At 62.2% G+C, this 20,447-nt stretch carries 20 protein-coding genes; 14 read left to right on the top strand and 6 right to left on the bottom strand.

Annotated features, from left to right (window positions below):
* The 5 genes from HAV21_RS09890 (at position 1) to HAV21_RS09870 (ending at position 6,568) form a co-directional block, all read left to right on the top strand.
* Positions 1-1,938 carry a DUF5107 domain-containing protein gene (locus HAV21_RS09890; RefSeq protein ID WP_347877635.1) on the top strand — a complete coding sequence of 646 codons (1,938 nt, stop codon included), beginning with the start codon at positions 1-3 and terminating at the stop codon, positions 1,936-1,938.
* Between the two features lie 87 nt (positions 1,939-2,025).
* Positions 2,026-2,628, top strand: coding sequence for a DUF1349 domain-containing protein (locus HAV21_RS09885; protein ID WP_166841566.1), 603 nt, complete (start codon positions 2,026-2,028; stop codon positions 2,626-2,628).
* Positions 2,629-2,724: 96 nt separating this feature from the next.
* Positions 2,725-4,959, top strand: a complete 2,235-nt coding sequence (locus HAV21_RS09880) for an AAA family ATPase (RefSeq protein WP_166841565.1) — start codon at positions 2,725-2,727, stop codon at positions 4,957-4,959.
* A 115-nt stretch (positions 4,960-5,074) separates the two neighbouring features.
* Positions 5,075-6,283 carry a restriction endonuclease gene (locus HAV21_RS09875; RefSeq protein WP_166841564.1) on the top strand — a complete coding sequence of 403 codons (1,209 nt, stop codon included), beginning with the start codon at positions 5,075-5,077 and terminating at the stop codon, positions 6,281-6,283.
* 33 nt (positions 6,284-6,316) lie between these two features.
* Positions 6,317-6,568 (top strand): PLD nuclease N-terminal domain-containing protein, encoded by a 252-nt coding sequence (locus HAV21_RS09870; protein ID WP_166841563.1) that lies wholly within the window; start codon positions 6,317-6,319, stop codon positions 6,566-6,568.
* 3 nt (positions 6,569-6,571) lie between these two features.
* Here HAV21_RS09870 and HAV21_RS09865 read toward each other — a convergent pair whose 3' ends face one another.
* Positions 6,572-8,242, bottom strand: coding sequence for an ATP-binding protein (locus HAV21_RS09865; RefSeq protein WP_166841562.1), 1,671 nt, complete (start codon positions 8,240-8,242; stop codon positions 6,572-6,574).
* 99 nt (positions 8,243-8,341) lie between these two features.
* On the opposite strand from HAV21_RS09865, the gene HAV21_RS09860 reads away from it, so the two are divergent.
* Complete coding sequence (locus tag HAV21_RS09860; protein ID WP_142940038.1) at positions 8,342-9,085, top strand: response regulator transcription factor; 744 nt, start codon at positions 8,342-8,344, stop codon at positions 9,083-9,085.
* A 67-nt stretch (positions 9,086-9,152) separates the two neighbouring features.
* Here HAV21_RS09860 and HAV21_RS09855 read toward each other — a convergent pair whose 3' ends face one another.
* Positions 9,153-9,539 (bottom strand): Hpt domain-containing protein, encoded by a 387-nt coding sequence (locus tag HAV21_RS09855; RefSeq protein WP_166841561.1) that lies wholly within the window; start codon positions 9,537-9,539, stop codon positions 9,153-9,155.
* A 188-nt stretch (positions 9,540-9,727) separates the two neighbouring features.
* Between HAV21_RS09855 and HAV21_RS09850 the strand changes: the two genes are divergently transcribed.
* Entirely contained in the window at positions 9,728-9,904 is a 177-nt protein-coding gene (locus HAV21_RS09850; RefSeq protein WP_165450215.1) for a hypothetical protein, read from the top strand.
* 69 nt (positions 9,905-9,973) lie between these two features.
* Here HAV21_RS09850 and HAV21_RS09845 read toward each other — a convergent pair whose 3' ends face one another.
* Together HAV21_RS09845 and bioB are read right to left on the bottom strand one after the other, a co-directional pair.
* The gene (locus HAV21_RS09845; protein ID WP_166841560.1) at positions 9,974-10,414 is read right to left on the bottom strand and encodes a very short patch repair endonuclease; all 441 of its coding nucleotides are present in this window, start codon (positions 10,412-10,414) and stop codon (positions 9,974-9,976) included.
* A gap of 289 nt (positions 10,415-10,703) precedes the next feature.
* On the bottom strand, positions 10,704-11,729 hold the full coding sequence (gene bioB, locus HAV21_RS09840; RefSeq protein WP_166841559.1) for a biotin synthase BioB: 1,026 nt from the start codon (positions 11,727-11,729) through the stop codon (positions 10,704-10,706).
* A 195-nt stretch (positions 11,730-11,924) separates the two neighbouring features.
* Between bioB and HAV21_RS09835 the strand changes: the two genes are divergently transcribed.
* Positions 11,925-13,652 (top strand): hypothetical protein, encoded by a 1,728-nt coding sequence (locus HAV21_RS09835; protein WP_166841558.1) that lies wholly within the window; start codon positions 11,925-11,927, stop codon positions 13,650-13,652.
* Between the two features lie 160 nt (positions 13,653-13,812).
* On the opposite strand, the gene HAV21_RS09830 is transcribed toward HAV21_RS09835, so the two are convergent.
* Entirely contained in the window at positions 13,813-13,998 is a 186-nt protein-coding gene (locus HAV21_RS09830; RefSeq protein ID WP_142940032.1) for a CsbD family protein, read from the bottom strand.
* Positions 13,999-14,111: 113 nt separating this feature from the next.
* Positions 14,112-15,287, bottom strand: a complete 1,176-nt coding sequence (locus tag HAV21_RS09825) for a zinc-dependent alcohol dehydrogenase (RefSeq protein ID WP_142940031.1) — start codon at positions 15,285-15,287, stop codon at positions 14,112-14,114.
* Between the two features lie 245 nt (positions 15,288-15,532).
* Between HAV21_RS09825 and HAV21_RS09820 the strand changes: the two genes are divergently transcribed.
* The 6 genes from HAV21_RS09820 to HAV21_RS09795 all read left to right on the top strand — a co-directional run bounded on the left by HAV21_RS09820 (position 15,533) and on the right by HAV21_RS09795 (position 20,444).
* The gene (locus HAV21_RS09820; protein WP_208096646.1) at positions 15,533-15,781 is read left to right on the top strand and encodes a hypothetical protein; all 249 of its coding nucleotides are present in this window, start codon (positions 15,533-15,535) and stop codon (positions 15,779-15,781) included.
* A gap of 137 nt (positions 15,782-15,918) precedes the next feature.
* Positions 15,919-16,434, top strand: coding sequence for a hypothetical protein (locus HAV21_RS09815; protein WP_166841557.1), 516 nt, complete (start codon positions 15,919-15,921; stop codon positions 16,432-16,434).
* Between the two features lie 23 nt (positions 16,435-16,457).
* Positions 16,458-17,078 carry an SIS domain-containing protein gene (locus HAV21_RS09810; RefSeq protein ID WP_187697265.1) on the top strand — a complete coding sequence of 207 codons (621 nt, stop codon included), beginning with the start codon at positions 16,458-16,460 and terminating at the stop codon, positions 17,076-17,078.
* A gap of 108 nt (positions 17,079-17,186) precedes the next feature.
* The gene (locus HAV21_RS09805) at positions 17,187-18,257 is read left to right on the top strand and encodes an alkene reductase (RefSeq protein WP_166841556.1); all 1,071 of its coding nucleotides are present in this window, start codon (positions 17,187-17,189) and stop codon (positions 18,255-18,257) included.
* 153 nt (positions 18,258-18,410) lie between these two features.
* On the top strand, positions 18,411-19,109 hold the full coding sequence (locus tag HAV21_RS09800) for a GntR family transcriptional regulator (RefSeq protein ID WP_142940027.1): 699 nt from the start codon (positions 18,411-18,413) through the stop codon (positions 19,107-19,109).
* A gap of 333 nt (positions 19,110-19,442) precedes the next feature.
* The gene (locus tag HAV21_RS09795) at positions 19,443-20,444 is read left to right on the top strand and encodes a sugar phosphate isomerase/epimerase family protein (RefSeq protein WP_166841555.1); all 1,002 of its coding nucleotides are present in this window, start codon (positions 19,443-19,445) and stop codon (positions 20,442-20,444) included.
* The last annotated feature ends 3 nt before the right edge of the window (positions 20,445-20,447 follow it).

The following is a 20,447-nucleotide window of genomic DNA, read 5'->3' as shown; positions in this document are numbered from 1 at the left end:
GTGGCAGACACAGCAACCTCCACCCTCACAGTCACCACCGTTTCCCTGACCATGGCCGAGCTCGGTCCGCTCAACCCCTTGCCCGTGGTGGCGGCTGAGCTGGACCAGCCCTACACCGTGGGAGAGGGGGTGCCGGAGGATCTCCAGGCCTCGGCGCGGTTCGGTGTGGTGCCCAACATGTACCCGTACCTCATGCAGGACGGCTACAGCCGGGACGCGGCACCCAAGCAGTTTCCCGCCGTCGTGCTTGAAAACAGCAAGCTCAAGGTGACTGTCCTCCCGTCGCTGGGCGGCCGCATCTGGGAGATTTTCGACAAACAGACCGGCAAGCAACTCCTGCACACCCACAATGCTCCGCAGCTTGCCAACGTTGCGCTGCGGAAAGCGTGGTTTGCCGGTGGGCTGGAATGGAACATCGGCACCCGAGGTCATTCGCCCACCAGCTGCGATCCTTTGCACACCGCGATTGTCCGCACCCCGGACGGCAAGCACATCCTGCGGATGTGGGAATACGAGCGGCTGCGGGAAGTGGTTTTTCAAGTGGACATCTGGCTGCCCGGCGACTCGCCTGTGGTCTTCGCGGCGGTGCGGATCCGCAACCCAAACGACCACGAGGTCCCGATGTACTGGTGGAGCAACGCAGCCATCCCTGAGACCGAGCGGACCCGCGTGATCGCCCCGGCGGATGAGGCTTTCGGCAGCGACTACACCACGGACATCACCCGCGTCCGGCCCACCGCCCACGAAGGATATGACGGCACGTGGCCGGTCAACAGCCCCCACGCGGCGGATTTCTTCTTCGACATCGACCCTTCCGAACGGCGTTGGGTTGTTGCAGCCGACGACGACGGCGACGGGCTGGCGATGCTCTCCACGGGACTCCTCCGCGGCAAGAAGCTCTTCGTATGGGGCCAGGGGCAGGGCGGCAAGCGGTGGCAGGAATGGCTGAGCCCCGGAGCTGGACCGTATGCCGAAATCCAGGCGGGTTTGGCGCAGACGCAGTTTGAACACCTCAACATGCCCGCCGGGGCTGCATGGGCATGGGTAGAGGCCTACGGCAACGGTCATCTCGATCCGGAAACCTCGCACGGTGCCGACTGGGACGCTGCGGTGGCCAACGCCAGCCAGCGATTGGAACAACTCCTGCCCCATGACGAACTCGAGGCCATGCTTCCCGCAGCCCTCAACGACGCCGACATCCCGCCGTCCACCATGCTGCTGCGCGGCAGTGGTTGGGGCGTTCTTGAACGCGCCCGGCGCCGGAAATCCGGGAAGGGCTGGGTGGATGAGAGCGGTACACCTTTCGGGGTGGAGAGCGTCACGGCCGAGCAGGAACCGTGGCTCGGTCTGTTGGAGGGAAAAACGTTCGACGGCGGGCCCGGTTTCGTCGCCGGGGCGGACTGGGAAGAGTTGCTTGGTGGGCAGGCCAGCCCCGAATCGAGGTTTCACTTGGCCACCATGAAGCACGCCCGTCAGGACCTGGACGGTGCGAAGGCGGGGTACCGCGGGGTGCTTTCCGATGGAGAGGCCGCTCCCGGCATCAGGGCGCTCGCGCACCGCGGCTTGGGCTTGGCCCTGCTCGCCGCAGGTCAGGAGGCTGATGGACTTACCGAGCTCCGGAGGGGTGTTGACGCTGACCCCTCCACCACAGCCTTGCTCACGGAAGCCGTCACGCTCAGCATCCGGCACGGGGACCCCGCCATGGCACTGGGACTGGTGGAGTCGGCACCCAAGGATGGCGCCGGCGTCGGACGTTTGCGGTTCCTCAAGGCGCTGGCGCTCGCGCGAACCGGGAAAGCCGCCGAAGCAGCCGCGATCCTGCGTGAGGGTGTCGAGATTCCGGACCTCCGCGAGGGCGAGGACGCCATTGCGGCCTTGTGGGAAGAAGTGTGCCCGGACGAACCCGTCCCTGCGGCCTATCAGTTCGGGATGCACTGACGGGCGCGCGGTGTGGCTTCCCGCACATCGGGAGTAATCTCTGAAAGCGTGTTCTGGAACATGCAGACGCAACGAACGGAGCACGTAATGCCCCCCGAGATACCGGGACTGCCAGCTTTGGAATGGTCCTCGTCAGACGGCCATGCCAGCTACGACCAGGCGGAGGGGACGCTGACGCTCACGGCAGCCCCCGGCGTCGACTGGACCAACGATTCCCTGGGCGGCGAGCCGCAGCACCGCGCCACAGCGTTGGGCTTCAGGGCACCTGCCGCGTTCTCACTCTCAGCCCGGGTGTTGGTGGCCTCACCACGGACAACGTTCGACGCCGGTGTGCTGACTTTGTGGGCGGACAGCGAGCACTGGGCCAAGCTCTGCTTCGAGTATTCTCCGCAAGGGGAAGCCATGGTGGTCAGCGTGGTGACCAACAACTACTCCGACGATTCCAACGGCCCCGTAGTGGACGCCCCGTGGGTTTACCTGCGCGTGAGCCGGCTAGGGCCAGCGTGGGCTTTCCACTGGTCATCGGACGGCCGGGAATGGTCCTTCGTACGGCTGTTCAGGCTGGATACGGAGAAGGCAGTGCACGTCGGGTTCATGTCGCAAGCGCCCATGGGCGAGAGCTGTGAGGCACGTTTCGACGCCATCGAAGTGAAGGACGAACCTCCGGCTGACCTCCGCGACGGAAGTTAGCGCTGGTCAATCGGGGGTTGAACGCAGCTTAGCCGGGATGGGCAGCAAGCCTGTGGATATCCAGATGCTTGGATAAACCAAACAAGGTAAGTTGGCATGGTGATTCCCTCCGTAAAAACTGCCATTGACCGCGCCCCCGGAGTCTCCAAGGAGATCGAGGACGCAGCTTGGTATGTGCTGGGTCCGGCGCTCCACGGGAGACCCTCGGCGCTGGACGGCAGGACGTTGACGTGGACCGCAGATGCTGCCGGTGAGCTCCTGGAAAGGCTCGAACGCGGGGTGGAGGACTCCAAAGCCCCCATGATGACCAACCTGCGGCAGAACCTCCATGGCGCGTCCCGGGAAGCCAAGCTGCTGGCCGTGGAACTGCTGTTCCTGCAATCACTGCCGCTCGCACACGAGGTCAAGTCCCTCCGGGTCAAACGTGCCCGCGTCACCGAGGCCGCATCATGGGTCGAGCCGCCCATCGAGCTGCCGGAAGAGCTATATGAGGGCATGACGGACCACGGCGTCATCCGTGACCGCACCGCCGAGTTCAACTGGACCATCTGGGACCACCTGAAATGGCTGTGCCGCTTCGTGGCCCACGTGGACAGCCAAAGCACAGCCACCATCAACGAGGCACTCGCGGACCCGCTGAAGTTCCATGAACTGGCCGCCGCAACGCCCGAGGATCAGCCTGCCCTGCGCCGCAGCATCGAGTACTTGGTGTGGCCGAGCTACTTTGAGCCCGTAGTGGCAGACGTTGAACGCCAGGAAATCCGGGACGCCTTTGCTTCTCTCGTCGGCGGGGCCGGGGGCGATACAGACGAGGACATTACCGCCGACATCCACCGCATCCGCCTGCACCTGGACGAGCAAGCCGGGCAGCGCATCGACTGGTACGGACGCCAACTGGTAAGCCAATGGCGCAAGGTGGGAGATCCGGGGCGCCGTTCCTGGCTCCTGCGTACCCATCACGACAATGCGGACCTGCTGGCCGCCTGGGTTGCCGAAGAGAAGGCCACCTTGGATGTGGAACATCTGCGCGCCCTCAACGCAGGGGTCACGGCAGGCGTGGTCCAGCATGCCGTGGATGAGGATTACAAGCACCTGGGCTACGTGGAGCGCGAAGACACCAAAACAGCTGTTTTCGCTTTCCTGACAGTCATGAAGCCAGGTGACCTCACGCTGTACCAGCACGCCGGCCGGGTAAGGGTTGGTGTGGTCCTCGGAGAACCCGAACACCATGAAGACAATCGGCGGATCCGCCGCAAGGTCCGCTGGTTCGATGACAGTTACGCTATCCCCGAGCTTCCCCGTCACGCCCAGCGTCAACTTTCCACCCCGGGCATCATCGTGGACGTCACCAGGGTGATTCAGGCCCTGCAGGAGCTGCTCCCCGTGGAAGCCGAAACCGACGGCGAGGACGAAGCCCCGCCCACCACCGTCGTCGAGGTTGTCCAGCAAGGGTTCCGGCCGCTGACCGAAGAGTTTGCAGCGTCCCTGCACATGGACGTTGAACCACTCAAGGAGATCGCTGAACTTCTCGAGGAAAACCGCCAACTGGTTCTTTATGGTCCGCCGGGAACCGGCAAAACGTACCTCGCAAAGCATCTTGCCGCCGAGTTGGCCGGTGACCACACCGACGAACGGGTGAAGCTGGTCCAGTTCCATCCCTCGTACGCTTATGAGGATTTCTTCGAGGGCTACCGGCCGGACAAAACTGATGATGGCCAAGTGTCCTTCAAACTTGTGGCCGGTCCACTGCGGCGTCTCGCCGAGGAGGCCGCGAAACCCGAGAATGCGCACAAGCCGTACTTCCTGATCATCGATGAAATGAACCGCGCCAACCTGGCCAAGGTCTTCGGCGAGCTCTACTTCCTCCTGGAATACCGGGACGACCGCATCTACCTCCAGTACAGCCCCAATGAGCCCTTCAGCTTGCCGGACAACCTTTACATCATCGGAACCATGAACACCGCGGACCGTTCCATCGCCATGATGGACGCCGCCATTCGCCGGCGGTTTGCGTTCATCGAGCTCCACCCCAAAGAGGATCCGATCCGTGGCACGCTGCGTCGCTTCCTGGAAGCCCGCGGTCTGGACACCCTCAACGCGGACCTGCTGGATGCGCTCAATGACGCGATCGACGACTGGGACCGGGACCTGATGATCGGGCCGTCCTACTTCATGAAGAACGCGGCCCAGAACCCCACTGGACTCCGCCGCATCTGGAAGTACGAGCTCATGCCGTTGCTGGAGGAGCACTATCACGGGCAGCTGAACCGGGCGCAGCTGGAGGAACGCTTCGGCCTGGACCAGCTGCTGGGACGTCTTGCAGCCCGCTAAAGGCATCCCGCCAAGGCCCGGCCGTGCGCCCGCCAGCGCGGGGGGTGCGCCCGCCAGCGCGGGGAGTGCGCCCGCCAGCGCGGGGCGGGTCAACTCCGGCCCCCGGCATATCGTCATGGACGAGCTCTCCCGCGGGGTGGTGGAAAAACTCGATCCCCAATCGGCGGCGTTCATCAACACCAGCGGGCTGGCCAAGGCCTCTCCCATGGGCATGGGCCTCTACCGGATTGAACCCGTTGGCAAGGTGGGCTCAGTACGGACCACCACGGTGCAGCTCGAAGTCCGTCCCAAGGACCGGCTTGGCCTGAGCAGGCTCCTCTTCCTGCTCAGCTACGCCGGAGAGCAGGGCTTCCGTGATCACTCAGTGGAGGCCGTGGAGCACCCGGACCTGTGGAGCGCACTGGCCGAATCACTAGCTCAGTTGGCGGACAAAGCCCTGAGCCGTGGCGTCCTGCAGGGCTACCTCACCGTGGAGGAGTCCTTGCGCACCGTCAAAGGGCGCATCCGGATCTCGGACCAGATTTCACGACGTCCCGGGATGATGGTGCCATTGGAAGTCTCCTACGACGAATTCACAGAGGACATCGCGGAGAACCGTATCCTCCGTGCTGCCTTGGAGCGCATGGGTCAGGTTCCCGGCGTCCGGCCCACTGTCCTGAGCCGTTTGCGGCAGCTCAAGGGAAAGCTCGACGCCGTCACACGGCTCCAGTCCGGAGCGCCCCTGCCGCCGTGGCGGGCCAGCCGGATGAACCTCAGGTACCACCCCGTGCTGCGCCTGGCCGAGGTGATCCTCCGCAACGCTTCCGCCGAGGCCGGTGAGGGTAAGCAGCAAACTGCGTCCTTCGTGGTGGACATGGGCCAGGTGTTCGAGGAATTCGTGGGGACCGCGTTGCGCAGCGCCATGAGTGCCCACCCGGGAGAGATGCGCCTCCAGTACGGCGCGCTCCTCAATGAGGCAGTCCGGGACTCCGATCGCATTACCGTTCGTCCGGACGCCGTGCATTTCCTGGGTGGGCGTCCCGTGGTGGTCTACGACTCCAAATACCAGGCAGCCTCCGACGCCGGCGCGTCCCTAAGCGCGGACCACTACCAGTTGCTGGCATACTGCACAGCCCTCAGGGTACCCACCGCATGGCTCGTCTACGCGGGTTCGGGGGAAATGAAGCTGCGTAGGATCCTCAACACGGACATCGACATTGTGGAGTACCCGCTGGACCTGTCCTTGCCGCCGTCGGAAATCCTGTCCGCAGTGGCTGACCTGGCGGAACAATCCTGGGGCGAGGTAGTCCGCCAGGCTGTGGCGGGCCGCCCGGCGTCGGACTAGCCTGATAAGTAAATCTTCACTGGAGGAGGCACTATGGGCCGCAAGAAATCATGGCGCGATATGACCAAAGGCCAACGGACCATGCTGTTGGTCAGCGGCGCCATCAACATGGCCTTGCTGGGCGCGGCGCAGCGGAGCATCGGCAAGACTCCTGACGATCAGATCAGAGGCAAGAAGGCGGTCTGGCGCGCTGTCTCCTTCATCAACTTCTTCGGCCCGGTCAGCTACTTCCTGTTCGGCCGCCGTCGGGACGCTGAGATGGGTGCAGGCGCCCCTCAGCGCTGATGCTCACGAGGGCATCTTCACCGTGAACGTGGTGCCCCGGCCTGGTTCGCTTTCCAACGTGATGGTTCCGCCGTGCGCCTCAACAATGGCTTTGCTGATGGGCAGTCCAAGCCCGACGCCGGGAATGGCGCTTTTGCGTACGCCGCCGGCCCGGAAGAACTTGGTGAAAGCCTCGGCCTGTTCCTCTTCGTTCATCCCCATCCCGGTATCGGTGACCCGGCAGAAGATGAAGTCCTGATCCTCCCAAGCGGCCACTTCAACGTCCCCGCCGTCGGGGGAGTACTTGATGGCATTCGATACCAAGTTGTCCAGTACCTGCGCGATCCTTGAGGAGTCGATGCGGGCTTCCAAGGCGTCGGGGAGATCCACGGAGAGCCTGATGCCGGCCTTGGCGGCACGGGGCTCTGCGGAGTTGACGCTCCCGCGCACCAACTCGGCAACGTCCACTGTGTGAGGTTGAATGACGATCTGGCCCGAACGTATGGCCAGCAAGTCCGAGACGAGGGTCAGGAGCCTCTCCGCGTTCCGCCTGACGATGTCCAGCTGTTTGCGTGCCTTGGCGTCGAGGGTGTCCGGCTCATCCAGGATCAGCTCAACGTACCCAAGGATGGACGTTAGAGGCGTACGGAACTCGTGGGATACGTTGGCAACAAAGTCGTCTTTGGCGGCGAGGGCGTTCACCAAGTCCGTGACGTCGCTGAACACCACTACGGACCCGGCGAACTTGCCGGAGTCGTCCACCATGGGGCGTGCGCTCGCGGTGAAGGCACGTTGATCGCTCCCAGAACCCAACCACACCAACTGGTCGGTGAACCTTTCGCCCAGGACTGCACGGCGCACCGGCCTGCGGTCGGCATCCAGGGGCGTGGTCCGGTCCGTGTCGAAGATGAGCAACTGTGATTCGTTGGGATCGTCATTGTCCGGGGGAGTTGCCAGTGCGTGTGTTTGGCGCTGGCGACGGTTCATGAGGATATCATGGCCATCGCCGTCGACGGCCACCACGCCCAGGGGAAGGGCTTCCATGACGGTGTTCAGGAGCCGTTCCTGTTTGGTGCTGACGCTCAGTGCTTCCTTAAGGGCCTCGTCCTTCTGCTCCAACGCACGCTGCTGACGCACCATGCTCAGGGTCAGAACACTCACGGAAACACCGATGCCCAACATGAGGATGGGGAACAGCAGTGGCTTGGTGAGGTCCTGTTCGCTGAGGGTCCCTCTCACGAACAAGGGAACCCAGACGATCCCTAACGGTCCCAGGAAGGACAGGACAATGGCCAGTTTCGGGTACAACCCTGAAGCACACAGCCAGATGACGGGCAACACCACCAGGACGCTGAGGCCGGTGATGGACTCCACCGCACCTTCACGGGCGAAGCCGATGGAGACCATGTCCAGGATGGGGATGCTGAGGAAGGTGGCGAACGGGAGCCGGTGCCAGGGCACAATGATGCACAGTGCCAGGAGGAGCGCCTGACTCAGCAGGAAAATGAGGAACAGCGGATTTTCGAGCGTGGCAGGAAAATACAGCCAAACCAGGATGGCCGAAATAGAGACACACACCGATAACGGCAATTGGCTGAGCACTACTCGCATACGCAGGGTATGTTCGTGGAAAGAGCGCCGAAAAACCAACAATTGCTTCTTTTCACCAATGTCCCACGTTGACGGCGGGGTCATGGCACATCCACCAAAAATGCGGAAGAAAGTCGGTTCATGAGATCAGCCTAACCATAATGGATATACTTCTGAGGTTATCGAAGGGGCTGAGGGGCAGCGATGAGTGAAGCACGTGTGGGGCTGGTCATTGAAGATGATCAGGATATCCGCGAATTGGTACGCGTAGTTCTATCCCAGGCGGGGTTTGATGTGCACGTCGCGTCCACCGGATCCGCAGGTGTGACGTCGGCCCGCGAGCTGAATCCGGATGTCATTACGCTGGACTTGGGCCTTCCCGATATCGACGGTTTTGAGGTTGCCCGCCAGATCCGGAAATCCTCGGACGCCTACATCATCATGTTGACCGCCCGCGCCGAAGAGCTGGACACCCTCATGGGTCTGGAAGCCGGCGGCGACGACTACCTCACCAAGCCCTTCCGTCCCCGGGAACTGCGCGCGCGCGTCGAAGCGATGATGCGGCGTCCGCGGGCGTCGTCCGAATCCAAGAGCGCTCCGGAAGAAGTGGTGGACCCCGAGGTTAGCCACAACGGTCTGGCCGTTTCCGCCGGGTCGCGCACAGCGGTCCTGAACGGCACCGAACTCAAGCTGACCCGCACCGAGTTCGACCTCCTGCTCGCCCTGTTGGAGACCGGGCGGATTGTGCGGACCAAGGCAGACCTCGCCCGTCGCCTCCGCAACGAACCCTACGACGTCGGCAGTTACGTCAGCGACGCGGACGAGCGCGCCGTTGAGGTACACATGGGAAATCTGCGCAAGAAGCTCGGCGACAGCATTCAGGCGCCCCGCTGGCTTGAGACGGTACGCGGCGTCGGCTACAGGCTCGCGCCCGCCTCAAACAACTAAGCCCGGCCGTCCATGAACTGGGCTGCAGGGGCTAGTTGGGCTGCAGCGCCTAGCTGGGCTGAAGCGGCTAGTTAGGCTGCAGGGGCGTTTCCAGTTCCTGGATGGTGCCGGAGACAAAATTCTCGATTTCGTGGACCTGCGCGGCCAAGCGGTCCAAGTGGTCTCCGTTCGGCAGGAGTCGGATGCTGATCTCCAGCTCGGTCGCCAAGCGGTTCATGCAGATGGCGCCCACCATGTGGCTGGAGGTTTTGAGGCTGAGGACCGCGTCCATGGCGTCCTCAATGTCCTGCCTTTCCAGTGCGCGGTGTAGCCGACCCACCCGCCAGGGCAGAAGCTCCACATAGTTGCGCACGAAGCTGCTGATGATGCTGTGGTCGCCGCCCAACTCTGCTTGGAGTTCGGTGAGAACGGTGCGATCCACCAGGGCGTCGGTGCACTCGTCGTACTCAGACACCAAACCCCTCCCGCCTCCAAACAATAGATTCACCATTCAACAGTAGGACCCGTGGAAGTTGCGCAACGCCAAATATCCAAAGATTGATCCAATCTTGAGCGGACTCAGAGGCGCTCTTGATCTCGCCCCCACAAAGTAGTGAAAGCAGATCTGGATGTCTCCAGGCTGGACCAGGAACGGGGAAGAACATGGACAGTGGTGCTCGCCCGTCACCGGGCCTCCTGCTCATCATCGTGGTCTGCATGACGGTACTGCTGGGCATTGGAGGTTCGGCCGCCTTCTCGCTTTGGCAGCAGAGTTCCCAGCCCAATGTCACGGACAACACGGTCAATTCCGCGCCAACCACCACAACCGCGCCTAGATAGCCGCTGACTTGCGGAGCCTCATCGCTGGCATAGTGCGGAGTTAATTTGCGGGCGTAGTGCGTAGCCGGCCTAACCCTCAGCGGACTCCAGGAATGCCGTGAGCCGATCCTCGAGCACGGACATATTCTTAAGTTGGCACTCCCAGACCGTGAGCACCTGCCAGCCGGCAGCTGTCAACTGTTCCCGCTGCAGGGCGTCCCTTTCGCGGGTTCGTCTTCTCTTGACTTCCCAGAACTCGGCATTTGCCGCCGGAGCATGCTGTCCCGTTTTGCAATCATGGACATGCCAGAAACAGCCATTGACGAAAATGACCTTGCGCCTGCCCGCAAACACCAAATCCGGGCGGCCCGGCAGCTTCACTGCTCCGGACTGCCCGTGCAACCGGTACCGGTAGCCTTTCGCGTGCAGGAGTTTACGAACCAGCAGCTCTGGTTTGGTGTTCTTCCCGCGGATTTTCGACATGTTGCGGCTGCGTTGCTCCCGCGTCAGAAGGTCCCGGCTCCCGGTCATGCATCCAGCCTACCCAGGGAGTTTTTGTACAGATACCGCCCTTATGAGGTGCTGTTAGGGGCGGTATCTGTACAAAAACTCATCAGGCCGTGGCGTGAACACTCCGCGGTCCACCCCAACGGCATGACTTGTACTTTCATGCGGCGCCGGCACTCCGGACAAAAGCGCGGCGGCTCCATCGCCAAGCGCTGTTGGCAGCTGTGGTGGGCGTCCGACGTCGGGCCGTCACCATCGGTGCTGAAAGTGCCGCCGCCGCAGTGGCCGCAGAACTTCTGTGACTCTGCAGCCTTCATAGAGACTTCTGGAATTCCTTGATGGGCATGTTCAGTTCCACCAAGAGGTTGAGGTCCGCATTTGCCGGCCGGCCCAGGGTGGTGAGGTAGTTGCCCACAATGACGGCGTTGATACCACCCAGGAGACCGTCGCGGGTGCCGAGGTCGCCAAGGGTCAGTTCACGGCCGCCGGCGTATCGGAGCACGGTCCGCGGCATCGCCAGCCGGAACGCGGCGATGGCACGGAGGGCATCCTTGCCGTCCATGATTCCCTGGTTTTCCAAAGGTGTGCCGGGGCGGGGATTAAGGAAGTTCAGTGGGACTTCGTGCGGTTCAAGGGCGGCAAGCTGGGCAGCGAGTTCGGCCCGCTGGGCCAATGATTCACCCATGCCGATCAGCGCACCGCAGCATAGTTCCATTCCGGCGGCCTTCACCATGGCGCACGTCTCGAGACGTTCCTCATAGCTGTGAGTAGTAACGACCTCGGGGAAGTAGCTGCGCGCTGTCTCAAGGTTGTGGTTGTAGCGGTGGACGCCCCACTCGGCCAGCTGGTCCACTTGGCGTTGCGTGAGCATGCCCAGCGAGCAGGCGATGTTGATGTCCACTTCTTCATTGATGCGGTCGATCGCAAACTTGATCTGGTTCATGAGCTTGATGTCCGGGCCCCGAACAGCCGCCACGATGCAGAACTCGGTGGCACCGGTGGCTGCGGTTTCCTTGGCTGCCTTAACCAGCTCCGGGATGTCCAGCCAAACGCCACGGACGGGGGAGTCGAACAGGCCCGACTGGCTGCAGAAATGGCAGTCTTCCGGGCAGCCACCGGTCTTGATGGAGATGATGCCTTCCACCTCAACATCCTCACCACAGTGCTTGAGGCGAACCTCATGCGCGAGTTGCAGGGCTTCGGGGATGGCGTGGTCGGGGAGCTCCAGGATCTGGATGAGTTGGGATTCGTTTAGGCCTTCGCCCCGTTCAAGGGCCTGCTCGCGGGCGGTGTTCAGAATGGCGTAGGTGGTGGTCTCAAGGGGTGCTTGGGTGCTCATGTCCTTGACGGTATCGGTGCAGGCGGAGGGCGATTTTGTGGGGTGCGCACAAACCGTGGAGCTGGATTTTGGTGCTGGCCGCGCGGGGCGGCTGATGCAGAAGTTACAGCTGTGAAACATGGACGTGACTGAATTGACGCGCTGCGTGACTAGCGTCGTGGGCGAAGCACCCTCCCCGGACGAAAGCGACCCCGAATGAGTGACGATAAGACGAGTACCGCAACATTGGAGCCGACGACGGCGGCTGGAACCGCCGTCGGAACCGCCGGCTCTGTTCCAATAGCGCAAGGCAACGCCGACGCGATGAGTGCTGCGAAGGAGAGCCTGGAGGATTACACGCTCCGGTTCGCTCCGCGGTCCTACCGGAAATGGAGCGCCGGTGTGGTGGCCACCAGTGCGTTGGGCGGCATCGCCTACCTGGCCGACTTCTCCATCGGCGCGAACATCGGCATCGCCTATGGAACAGTGAACGCGATCTTCGGCATCATCGTGGCCGCGGTGATCATCTTCGCCACCGGCTTCCCCTTGGCCTATTACGCAGCACGCTACAACATCGATTTGGACCTGATCACCCGCGGCTCGGGGTTCGGCTACTACGGCTCAGTGGTCACCAACATCATTTTCGCCACGTTCACGTTCATCTTCTTCGCGCTTGAGGGCTCCATCATGGCCCAAGGGCTGCAGCTGGGCCTCGGTATTCCGCAGTGGATCGGCTATGCGGTGTCCACCATCATCATCATTCCGCTGGTGATCTACGGAATGAAGACGCTCGCTACTTTGCAGGTGTGGACCACGCCACTGTGGCTGCTGCTCATGGTGGTTCCCGTGGGCTATCTGCTACTGTCCCACCCCGAGAGCATCGACGCCTTCTTCGCGTTCACCGGCGCTTCCGGGCAGGGTGGACCTAACCTGGCATCGGTGATGTTGGCGGCCGGTGTGTGCCTGTCACTCATGGCACAGATCGCGGAGCAGATCGACTACCTGCGCTTTATGCCGGCCAAGACTGCTGAGAACAAGGGTGCTTGGTGGCGTGCAGTGATCCTGGCCGGACCGGGCTGGGTCATCTTCGGTGCCATCAAGCAGATCATCGGCCTGTTCATCGCGATCTACCTGATCGCCAAGCTGGATCCTGCGGCTGCGGTGCATGCAAATGAGCCCGTTCACCAGTTTCTGGGCGTCTACGAAGAGATGATGCCGGCCTGGCTCGCCATGACTTTGGCCGTGGTGCTGGTGGTCATCTCGCAGATCAAGATCAACGTCACCAACGCCTACTCCGGCTCGCTGGCCTGGACCAACTCCTTTACGCGCATCACCAAGACCTACCCGGGCCGCATGGTGTTTGTTGTGGTGAACCTGGTGATTGCGCTGGTGCTTATGGAATCGAACATGTTCGAGTTCCTCAACACGATCCTGGGCTTCTACGCCAACTGCGCCATGGCCTGGGTGGTCACGGTGGCCTCGGACATAGCCATCAACAAGTATCTGCTGAAGATCTCGCCCAAGGTTCCGGAGTTCCGCCGCGGGATGCTCTACGCCGTCAATCCCGTGGGTTTCGTGTCCATGCTGGTTTCCGCTGGGGTTTCCATCGCCGTCTTCTTTGGCGCCTTCGGTTCCGCAGTACAGCCGTTCTCGCCGATCTTCGCAGTGGGCCTGGCCTTGGTGCTGCCGCCCCTGTTGGCTCTGGCCACCAAGGGGCGCTACTACCTCCGCCGGATCGACGACGGCATCGACCTGCCGATGTTTGACGCCGACGGCAACCCCAGCGATGCCAAGCTGATGTGCCACGTGACTGGCATCGAGTTCGAACGTCCGGACATGCTCCGCTCCGCTCAGGACGGGCCCGACGGCGAACCCCAGTACATCTCGTCCCTGGCGTTGTCCACGGACAAGACGGGCGCGCTGGTACTCCCGGCCCAAAAGTAACCCCCGCCGACCCAACTGAGTCGCAGTTAAGCGCGTTTAGAGCCCTCAAAACGCGCTTGAATGCTACTTACTTGGGTGCACGCAAACGCCCCGGCCTTCTTTCGAGCGCCGGGGCGTTGTGCTGTGTGAATTATTTAGTTGTGGTTGTTGCTGTGGGGGCTTACTTGTCGAAGACGTCCTTCGCGGTGTCCTTGACGTTCTCGCCGGCCTGCTTGGTCTTGGCAGCCGCTTGATCAGCGACGCCCTCGGCCTGCAGTTTCTCATTGTTCGTTGCGTCACCCAAGGCTTCCTTTGCCTTACCGGTGACTTCCTGTGCCTTGTTGCTGATCTTGTCTCCGAGTCCCATGGGCCCTCCTTCGATGTAATCCAACGCTGACAATCGCTAGGCTAACGAGCAATTCTGGGTACTTCCTGAACACATCGCTATGGCATTGGTACCACGCGACTGTGAAGCGCCGCCTAGGGCTTGAGCACCACCTTGATGCAGCCGTCCTGCTTCTTCTGGAACTTCTCATAGAGGGCGGGCGCCTCATCCAGCCCTCCGGTGTGGGTGACCAGATGCATGACTCCCAGCGGATCGGCGTCGTCCTCTACCAGGGGGAGCAGCGCGTCAGTCCAGCTGCGAACATTGCACTGCCCCATGCGGAGCTGGATTTGCTTGTCGAACATGGTCATCAGGGGCATGGGATCTGCTTGACCGCCATAGACGCCGCTCAGCGAAAGGGTTCCGCCACGGCGGACCAGATCCACGGCTGTATGGAGCGCGGCTAACCGGTCAACGCTCATGGTTTCCATGGCCACCTGCGCGGGCTTGTCCGGGAGTAACGAGACGGCCCGGTGGAGGAAGGATGCCACGGGGGATCCATGAGCCTCCATACCCACCGCATCCACCACGGAGTCGGGCCCTCGCCCGAGCGTATCTTCACGAATCTGCTCCGCCACGTGGGAGCTGTAATCCATGGTCTCTACGCCATGTGCCTCCGCCATCGCGCGGCGTTCGGGGACCGGATCGACGCCAATCACGCGGAAGCCTTTGTGGACGCCTATCCTTGCAGCGAACTGGCCCACGGGGCCGAGCCCGAGTACAGCCAGCGTGCCACCGTCCGGCACGTTCGCATACTCAACTGCCTGCCACGCTGTGGGCAGGATGTCTGAGAGGAAGAGATAGCGCTCATCCGGGGCATCGGAATCAATTTTGACAGGGCCGTAATCTGCGAAGGGAACGCGCAGGTATTGAGCCTGTCCGCCGGGGACTGAGCCATAAAGTTCGGAGTAGCCGAAAAGTGCGGCCCCTGACCCCTTGGCTGTCACCTGCGTGGTTTCACATTGCGACTGAAGGCCTTGGTTGCACATATAGCAATGACCGCAGGAGATATTGAATGGCACCACCACGCGGTCACCCTTTTTGAGTCGGTGGACTTCGGAGCCCACTTCTTCCACGATTCCCATGGGCTCGTGACCAATTACATCGCCCTTATGCATGTACGGGCCCAGAACTTCGTAAAGGTGAAGGTCGGAGCCGCAAATGGCTGTGGATGTGATCCGGACAATCGCGTCCGTGGGCTCCTGGATGGAGGGATCGGGGACGTCTTCGACGCTGACTGAGCGCCGGCCTTGCCATGTCACTGCTTTCACGATCAATGCTCCCTGCGTTAAGGCTGGGTAGGTCCCTCGCTGCTGGAGACCTTCCCAGCGAAGCAGAGATGGCATCAGCGCACAAGGCCGCCTTGCCTCGACATCGCCGGAAGATCAGCGCTCAGGGAACACATCGAAAGCCACTGAAACCCAAAAGTAATAAGCATCCTGATTGTTAGTGTTAAGATGGTGCGAAGGAGAGAGTTTCGGGCAGAGCCGACCGAGGAGTGATCGCGTTGTCCATCATGAAGAACCCGCTAGTTTCCGGAGACGCTGCCGCAATCCCCAATCGCAGCGGAAACGTATCCGGTCTGCTCCAATCCGGTGGTCACTATTTCCACTGCGGTGAGCCCATGGCATTTGCCGAATCCTCTGCCCGTAGCGTCTACGCGCCCATGACCACCGAAGACGTGGACGATGGCCTGCTGGATGTGTACTTCACGACCCGTGTCATCCATTGCAGGTGCGGCTTCCGGATGGAGCTGCCCGTCTGAGAACCCGGAATCGTTTCGAGATGTGTACCTGGGGTACACCCCAGGTACACATCCCGGGCATCAAGCATTTCACGTACTAAGCCAGCACGGGCCACGAGCGGCGCCCATAGAAGCCGCTCATCAGGGAGGTAACGCACATGGATACAGGAACACTGGTACTGATCATCGTGCTGGCCGTCGTCGTCATTGCCGTTGTGATCGTCGCAGTTGTCATCGGGCGACGCAAAAAGGCCGAGGTCAATCGCCGCCGTGCTGAGGAGCTGCGCGAGAAGGCGGCCGAGGAAGCCATCGGTGCGCACCAGGCAAAAGCCGAATCAGCGCAGGCAGAGGCCGCCGCGCTTCAGGCGGAAGTCGAAGCCAACCGGCTCCGGAAGGAAGCGGAAGAACGAGCGCACAAGGCCGGAGAAGCTCACGAACGCGTCGAGGAACATCTCCGTCGCGCCGACAAACTGGATCCGGCTTCGAACACGGGGAGGTCGCATGACGCTGACCGCTCCCGTGACACTGACCGTACGCAGGGCGCTGACCACTCCCGCGAGGCTGACCACGATCGGTCCAACCTAGCTGAGGGCGAGCGGCTTACACGGGACCGCGGCGGCCGGGATGGTTCGGCGAATGACAGTCCAACGCGCGAGGGCGGCAGGAACCTGTAGCTTCAAGGGACGGAGGTAGGGGCGTGAGCATTGTGGTGAGGCGAACAGGTCAGGCGGAACGCTCTACCGGGTCGAAACCGAACCGGCATGCGGTAGACGTGGTCTTAGGACACCTGGGTGAGATCGGCCCCGCTGTGGCGGCCCTCCGTCGCGAGTCTTCGCGGCTCGCCGAATGGGGCGAGGAGTTGGCGCGTGTCAGGTTGCGCGGGGGGTGCGTCTTCGCCGCAGGCAGCGACGGATCTTCGCACGAGGCGCAGAGGTTCACCTCAGAGCTGAACGCGCACGATCCTGTGGAGGGGTCCGGTTTCAAAGCCATCTCCATCACCAAAAGCGCTGCCGGCTCTAACGGCAGCGGAAGCATGGGAGCTCAGATATCCACCCAGGTGCGAGCGGGTGACATAGTGGTCCTTCTCGCTGCCAGGGGGATCACCGAGGAGCTCCGTGAAGCTGCAGCCGCGGCGAAATCAAGAGGTGCACGGGTCTGGGCGCTCACGGGCAAGGAGTCCAAGGACCTCGCCCAGTCGGTCAACGAGTCAATATGCATCGACACGGATCCTCCTCATGCAGAAGAAGCTCACCTTGTGGCGGTACTGGCCCTGTGCGAGTGCTTCGAAGATGCCTTGAAAAGCGTCGAACCGGAGTGAGTCCTGATTTTCCATCACAGTCGGTGTGATGTCCGACTCCTTCGGAATAGTTGCAGACGCCATGCAGTTGCCCAAGGTGAACCTGATTCACTCTGAAAGGAACTGCGCATGCTGTTTACCCCCCTGGCCCTCGGCGAGCTTGAACTTTCCAACCGTCTGGTGATGGCACCCTTGACGCGTCTACGCGCAGGTCAGAACGGTGTGCCTGGTTCATTGATCGCTGAGCATTACCGGCAGCGGGCTTCCCTTGGGCTGATCGTCAGCGAAGGTACCTACCCGACGTTCGCAGGCCAGTCGTACCCGGGGCAGCCAGGGCTTGTCACGGAGGAGCAAATTGCGGGCTGGAAGAACGTCACCGACGCAGTCCACGCCGAAGGTGGCCGCATCTTTGCTCAGGTCATGCATGGCGGCCGCGTTTCACACGCCGACATCACCAACGGCCACGAGATCGTGGGCCCCAGTGCGGTGGCCATCGAGGGCGAAGTTCGCACGCCCAACGGCAAGCAGCCCTACCCGGTGCCGCGCGAACTTCGCACAGACGAGCTTCCGGCGGTTATTCAGGAAATTGTTACCGCGTCCAAGAACGCTATCGAGGCAGGATTCGACGGCGTTGAACTCCACTCCGCCAACGGTTACCTGCTGCACGAATTCCTTGCGCCGAACTCGAACGTTCGCACGGACAGCTATGGCGGCTCCCCGGAGAACCGGGCCCGTTTCGTGATCGAGACCGTCAACGCCGTGGTCGAGGCCCTCGGTGCCAACCGGGTGGGCATCCGTATTTCCCCAGAGCACAATGTGCAGGGAATCGCCGAAATCGACGCCGACGACGTCCGGGCCACATACGAAGTGCTGGTTGACACCATCGCTCCGCTGAACCTGGCGTACTTGAGCATCCTCCACCATGACCCTAAGAGCTCCTTGGTGCAGGACCTCCGCGAGCGCTTCAACGGCACGTTCCTGGTAAACACAGGCTTCAGCGAGATCACCACCCGCGATGAAGCCTATGCAATCATCGAAGACGGACTCGCCGACGCCGTGGTGGTGGGACGCCCCGCCATAGCCAATCCCGATCTCGCCCGTCGCTGGCGCGAAAGCCTGCCGCTCAATGAGCCGGACGCTTCCACCTTCTACGCCGACGGTGCCGAGGGCTACACCGATTACCCGTTCTACGCCAACTAAGAACCCCGCGCACTTTTAGCGCAAGTACCTCAGCAAGACCACGACGTCGGCACCCACGCCCGGGTGCCGACGTCGTGGTTTAACGTGTGGTCACCCGGATTGTGACAGGGGCGCTGCCCGGCCAGCTGCCGGCGTTCCTATAGGATTTGTGGCATGGCTGATCCTTCACCGTCCGCTGCCCGCGCTGGCTTCCCCGTCAGTCGCCAAGTGCTGGCGGACCACGTCTACGAGGCACTCCTTGAGTGGCTGATGGATGGTCGGCTGGAGCCAGGTGCAGCGGTGAGTATCGACGGGATGGCCCGGGAACTCGACGTATCGCCCACCCCGGTGCGTGAAGCGTTGGCCCGTTTAGAACATACGGGCATGGTGCGGCGCGTGGCACTAAAGGGGTACCGGGTGGCTCCGGTTTTCACGAGGGAAGACTTCGCTGAACTCATGGAGGCCCGCCTTTCCATTGAGCCGGTCAACGCTCGATTGGCCTGTTCGCGAATGACGCCCGACGGTCTGGATGCGCTGAAACAGGCCGTGGAGGACCTGAAAACTGCTCCCAGGGGTGGGTCGTTCGCCGAATATCGCAGTTACCTTGAAGCAGACGAACGATTCCACCAACTCATTGCTGCGCAGGCCAACAACCAATTTCTGCTGGCGGCCTACAACACGCTAGGCGGCCAGATTCAACGCTTCCGATTGTTTGGGGGAGTGGGCATCACCGACGCTGAGCAAGCGATCGCAGAGCACCAAGCGGTGCTGGACGCCATGACCAGCGGCGACCCTGAGAAGGCAGCCGCGATGATGGTGGATCACGTGGAGAAGGTCCGCGGCCGCGCCATGGCGGACGCGCCGGAGGACTAAGGCCCACCCTTCCGCCGGGGTCGCGCACGCCGCACCCGTTTCCGCCGTGCGCACCCGTTGATGGCTCCCACCTGTCCGTGCCTCGCGCCCGTTTACGCCGTGCGCACCTGTTGGTGGCTCCCACCTGTCCGTGCCTCGCGCCCGTTTCCGCCGTGCGCACCCGTTGATGGTTGGTGTCGCTCCCTTTTGCGCCGGATGCGCCAGAGGTTATGGGGGCGATCGGCGGGTAGCGGTGCGCGCGGCCGCAGCCAGGAAGTTTCGCGAAAAGGGTTGACAGCTTTGCTCCGTTCATAAATCCTATAGGAAACAGGATTCCACGAAGGAGTGATCATCATGGCCTACACCGCCGAGAATTGGCCCATCACCGCGGCCCTCCTGCAGTTCCCCGGCACCGATGCTGCGGGTCAACACATTAGCGACGCCGATGCTTCCGTTTGGGCGGATGTCCTCCAGGAAGTGAAGGACGCAGGTTTCGCCAACGCTGACCTCACCGACAGCTGGGTCCGTCCGGGTGATCTCAGCAAAGAGCGCCTTGCCGAGTTCAAGCAGACGGCTAACGAAGTGGGCATTGGCGTGCCGGTGATCTCCGCCATCCGCCGCAGCGTCATTCACCAAACGGACTGGGCGGACAACCTCGCCTACAGCCACCGCACCATCGACGCTGCTGCGGAGCTGGACTGCGAAGTGGTGTCCTTCGGACTTCACCAAGCCATCACTCCTGAGCAGCAGAAGCAGCTGTGGTTCTGGACCGTGGAGGGGTACAAGGACCCCGTGGGGGACAAGGAGGCGTGGGGGAACGCCGTCTCCCGCATCCGGGAGCTTGGAAAGCACGCCGCAGACGCAGGTGTCCTCATCTCCTTGGAAATGTACGAGGACACCTACCTTGGCACCGCGGACTCCTCCGTCCAGCTGGTCCAGGACATCGGCTTGGACAACGTGGGCCTCAACCCGGACCTGGGTAACCTGATCCGCCTGCACCGCCCCATCGAGGACTGGCGCGAGATGGTGGCAAAGACCCTCCCGTACTCCAACTACTGGCACATGAAGAACTACATCCGGGACGAAGACGTGGCCCGTGACAGCTACATCACCATGCCGGCTCCGATGGAAAGCGGTCTCATCAACTACCGCGAGGCGTTCAAGGTGGCACTCTCCGTGGGCTTCCAAGGCATCCTTTGCACCGAGCACTACGGCGGCGACGGACTCAGCGTTACGGCAAGCAACCAGGACTACCTCCGCAGGCACGTCCTGCCCAAGACCGAGGGCTATGAGCTCGGCAAGAGCCAGGTAGCCCAGGGGCGCCAAGTACCGGCAACGCAGCTCGCAGGAGTCTAGAAA

The sequence above is a fragment of the Paenarthrobacter sp. MSM-2-10-13 genome, from assembly GCF_011605365.1.
GTDB lineage: Bacteria > Actinomycetota > Actinomycetes > Actinomycetales > Micrococcaceae > Arthrobacter.
The sequence above is the reverse complement of the archived record's forward strand: the minus strand, read 5'-3'. Positions and strand labels throughout refer to the sequence as shown.

Coding starts and splice junctions, on each gene's coding strand:
- HAV21_RS09835 (WP_166841558.1), top strand. CDS start 11,925: ATGAGTGACGATAAGACGAGTACCGCAACATTGGAGCCGACGACGGCG.
- HAV21_RS09815 (WP_166841557.1), top strand. CDS start 15,919: ATGGATACAGGAACACTGGTACTGATCATCGTGCTGGCCGTCGTCGTC.
- HAV21_RS09820 (WP_208096646.1), top strand. CDS start 15,533: ATGAAGAACCCGCTAGTTTCCGGAGACGCTGCCGCAATCCCCAATCGC.
- HAV21_RS09800 (WP_142940027.1), top strand. CDS start 18,411: ATGGCTGATCCTTCACCGTCCGCTGCCCGCGCTGGCTTCCCCGTCAGT.
- HAV21_RS09830 (WP_142940032.1), bottom strand. CDS start 13,998: ATGGGACTCGGAGACAAGATCAGCAACAAGGCACAGGAAGTCACCGGT.
- HAV21_RS09860 (WP_142940038.1), top strand. CDS start 8,342: ATGAGTGAAGCACGTGTGGGGCTGGTCATTGAAGATGATCAGGATATC.
- HAV21_RS09880 (WP_166841565.1), top strand. CDS start 2,725: ATGGTGATTCCCTCCGTAAAAACTGCCATTGACCGCGCCCCCGGAGTC.
- HAV21_RS09805 (WP_166841556.1), top strand. CDS start 17,187: ATGCTGTTTACCCCCCTGGCCCTCGGCGAGCTTGAACTTTCCAACCGT.
- HAV21_RS09870 (WP_166841563.1), top strand. CDS start 6,317: ATGGGCCGCAAGAAATCATGGCGCGATATGACCAAAGGCCAACGGACC.
- HAV21_RS09885 (WP_166841566.1), top strand. CDS start 2,026: ATGCCCCCCGAGATACCGGGACTGCCAGCTTTGGAATGGTCCTCGTCA.
- HAV21_RS09875 (WP_166841564.1), top strand. CDS start 5,075: ATGGACGAGCTCTCCCGCGGGGTGGTGGAAAAACTCGATCCCCAATCG.
- HAV21_RS09845 (WP_166841560.1), bottom strand. CDS start 10,414: ATGACCGGGAGCCGGGACCTTCTGACGCGGGAGCAACGCAGCCGCAAC.
- HAV21_RS09795 (WP_166841555.1), top strand. CDS start 19,443: ATGGCCTACACCGCCGAGAATTGGCCCATCACCGCGGCCCTCCTGCAG.
- bioB (WP_166841559.1), bottom strand. CDS start 11,729: ATGAGCACCCAAGCACCCCTTGAGACCACCACCTACGCCATTCTGAAC.
- HAV21_RS09865 (WP_166841562.1), bottom strand. CDS start 8,242: ATGACCCCGCCGTCAACGTGGGACATTGGTGAAAAGAAGCAATTGTTG.
- HAV21_RS09850 (WP_165450215.1), top strand. CDS start 9,728: ATGGACAGTGGTGCTCGCCCGTCACCGGGCCTCCTGCTCATCATCGTG.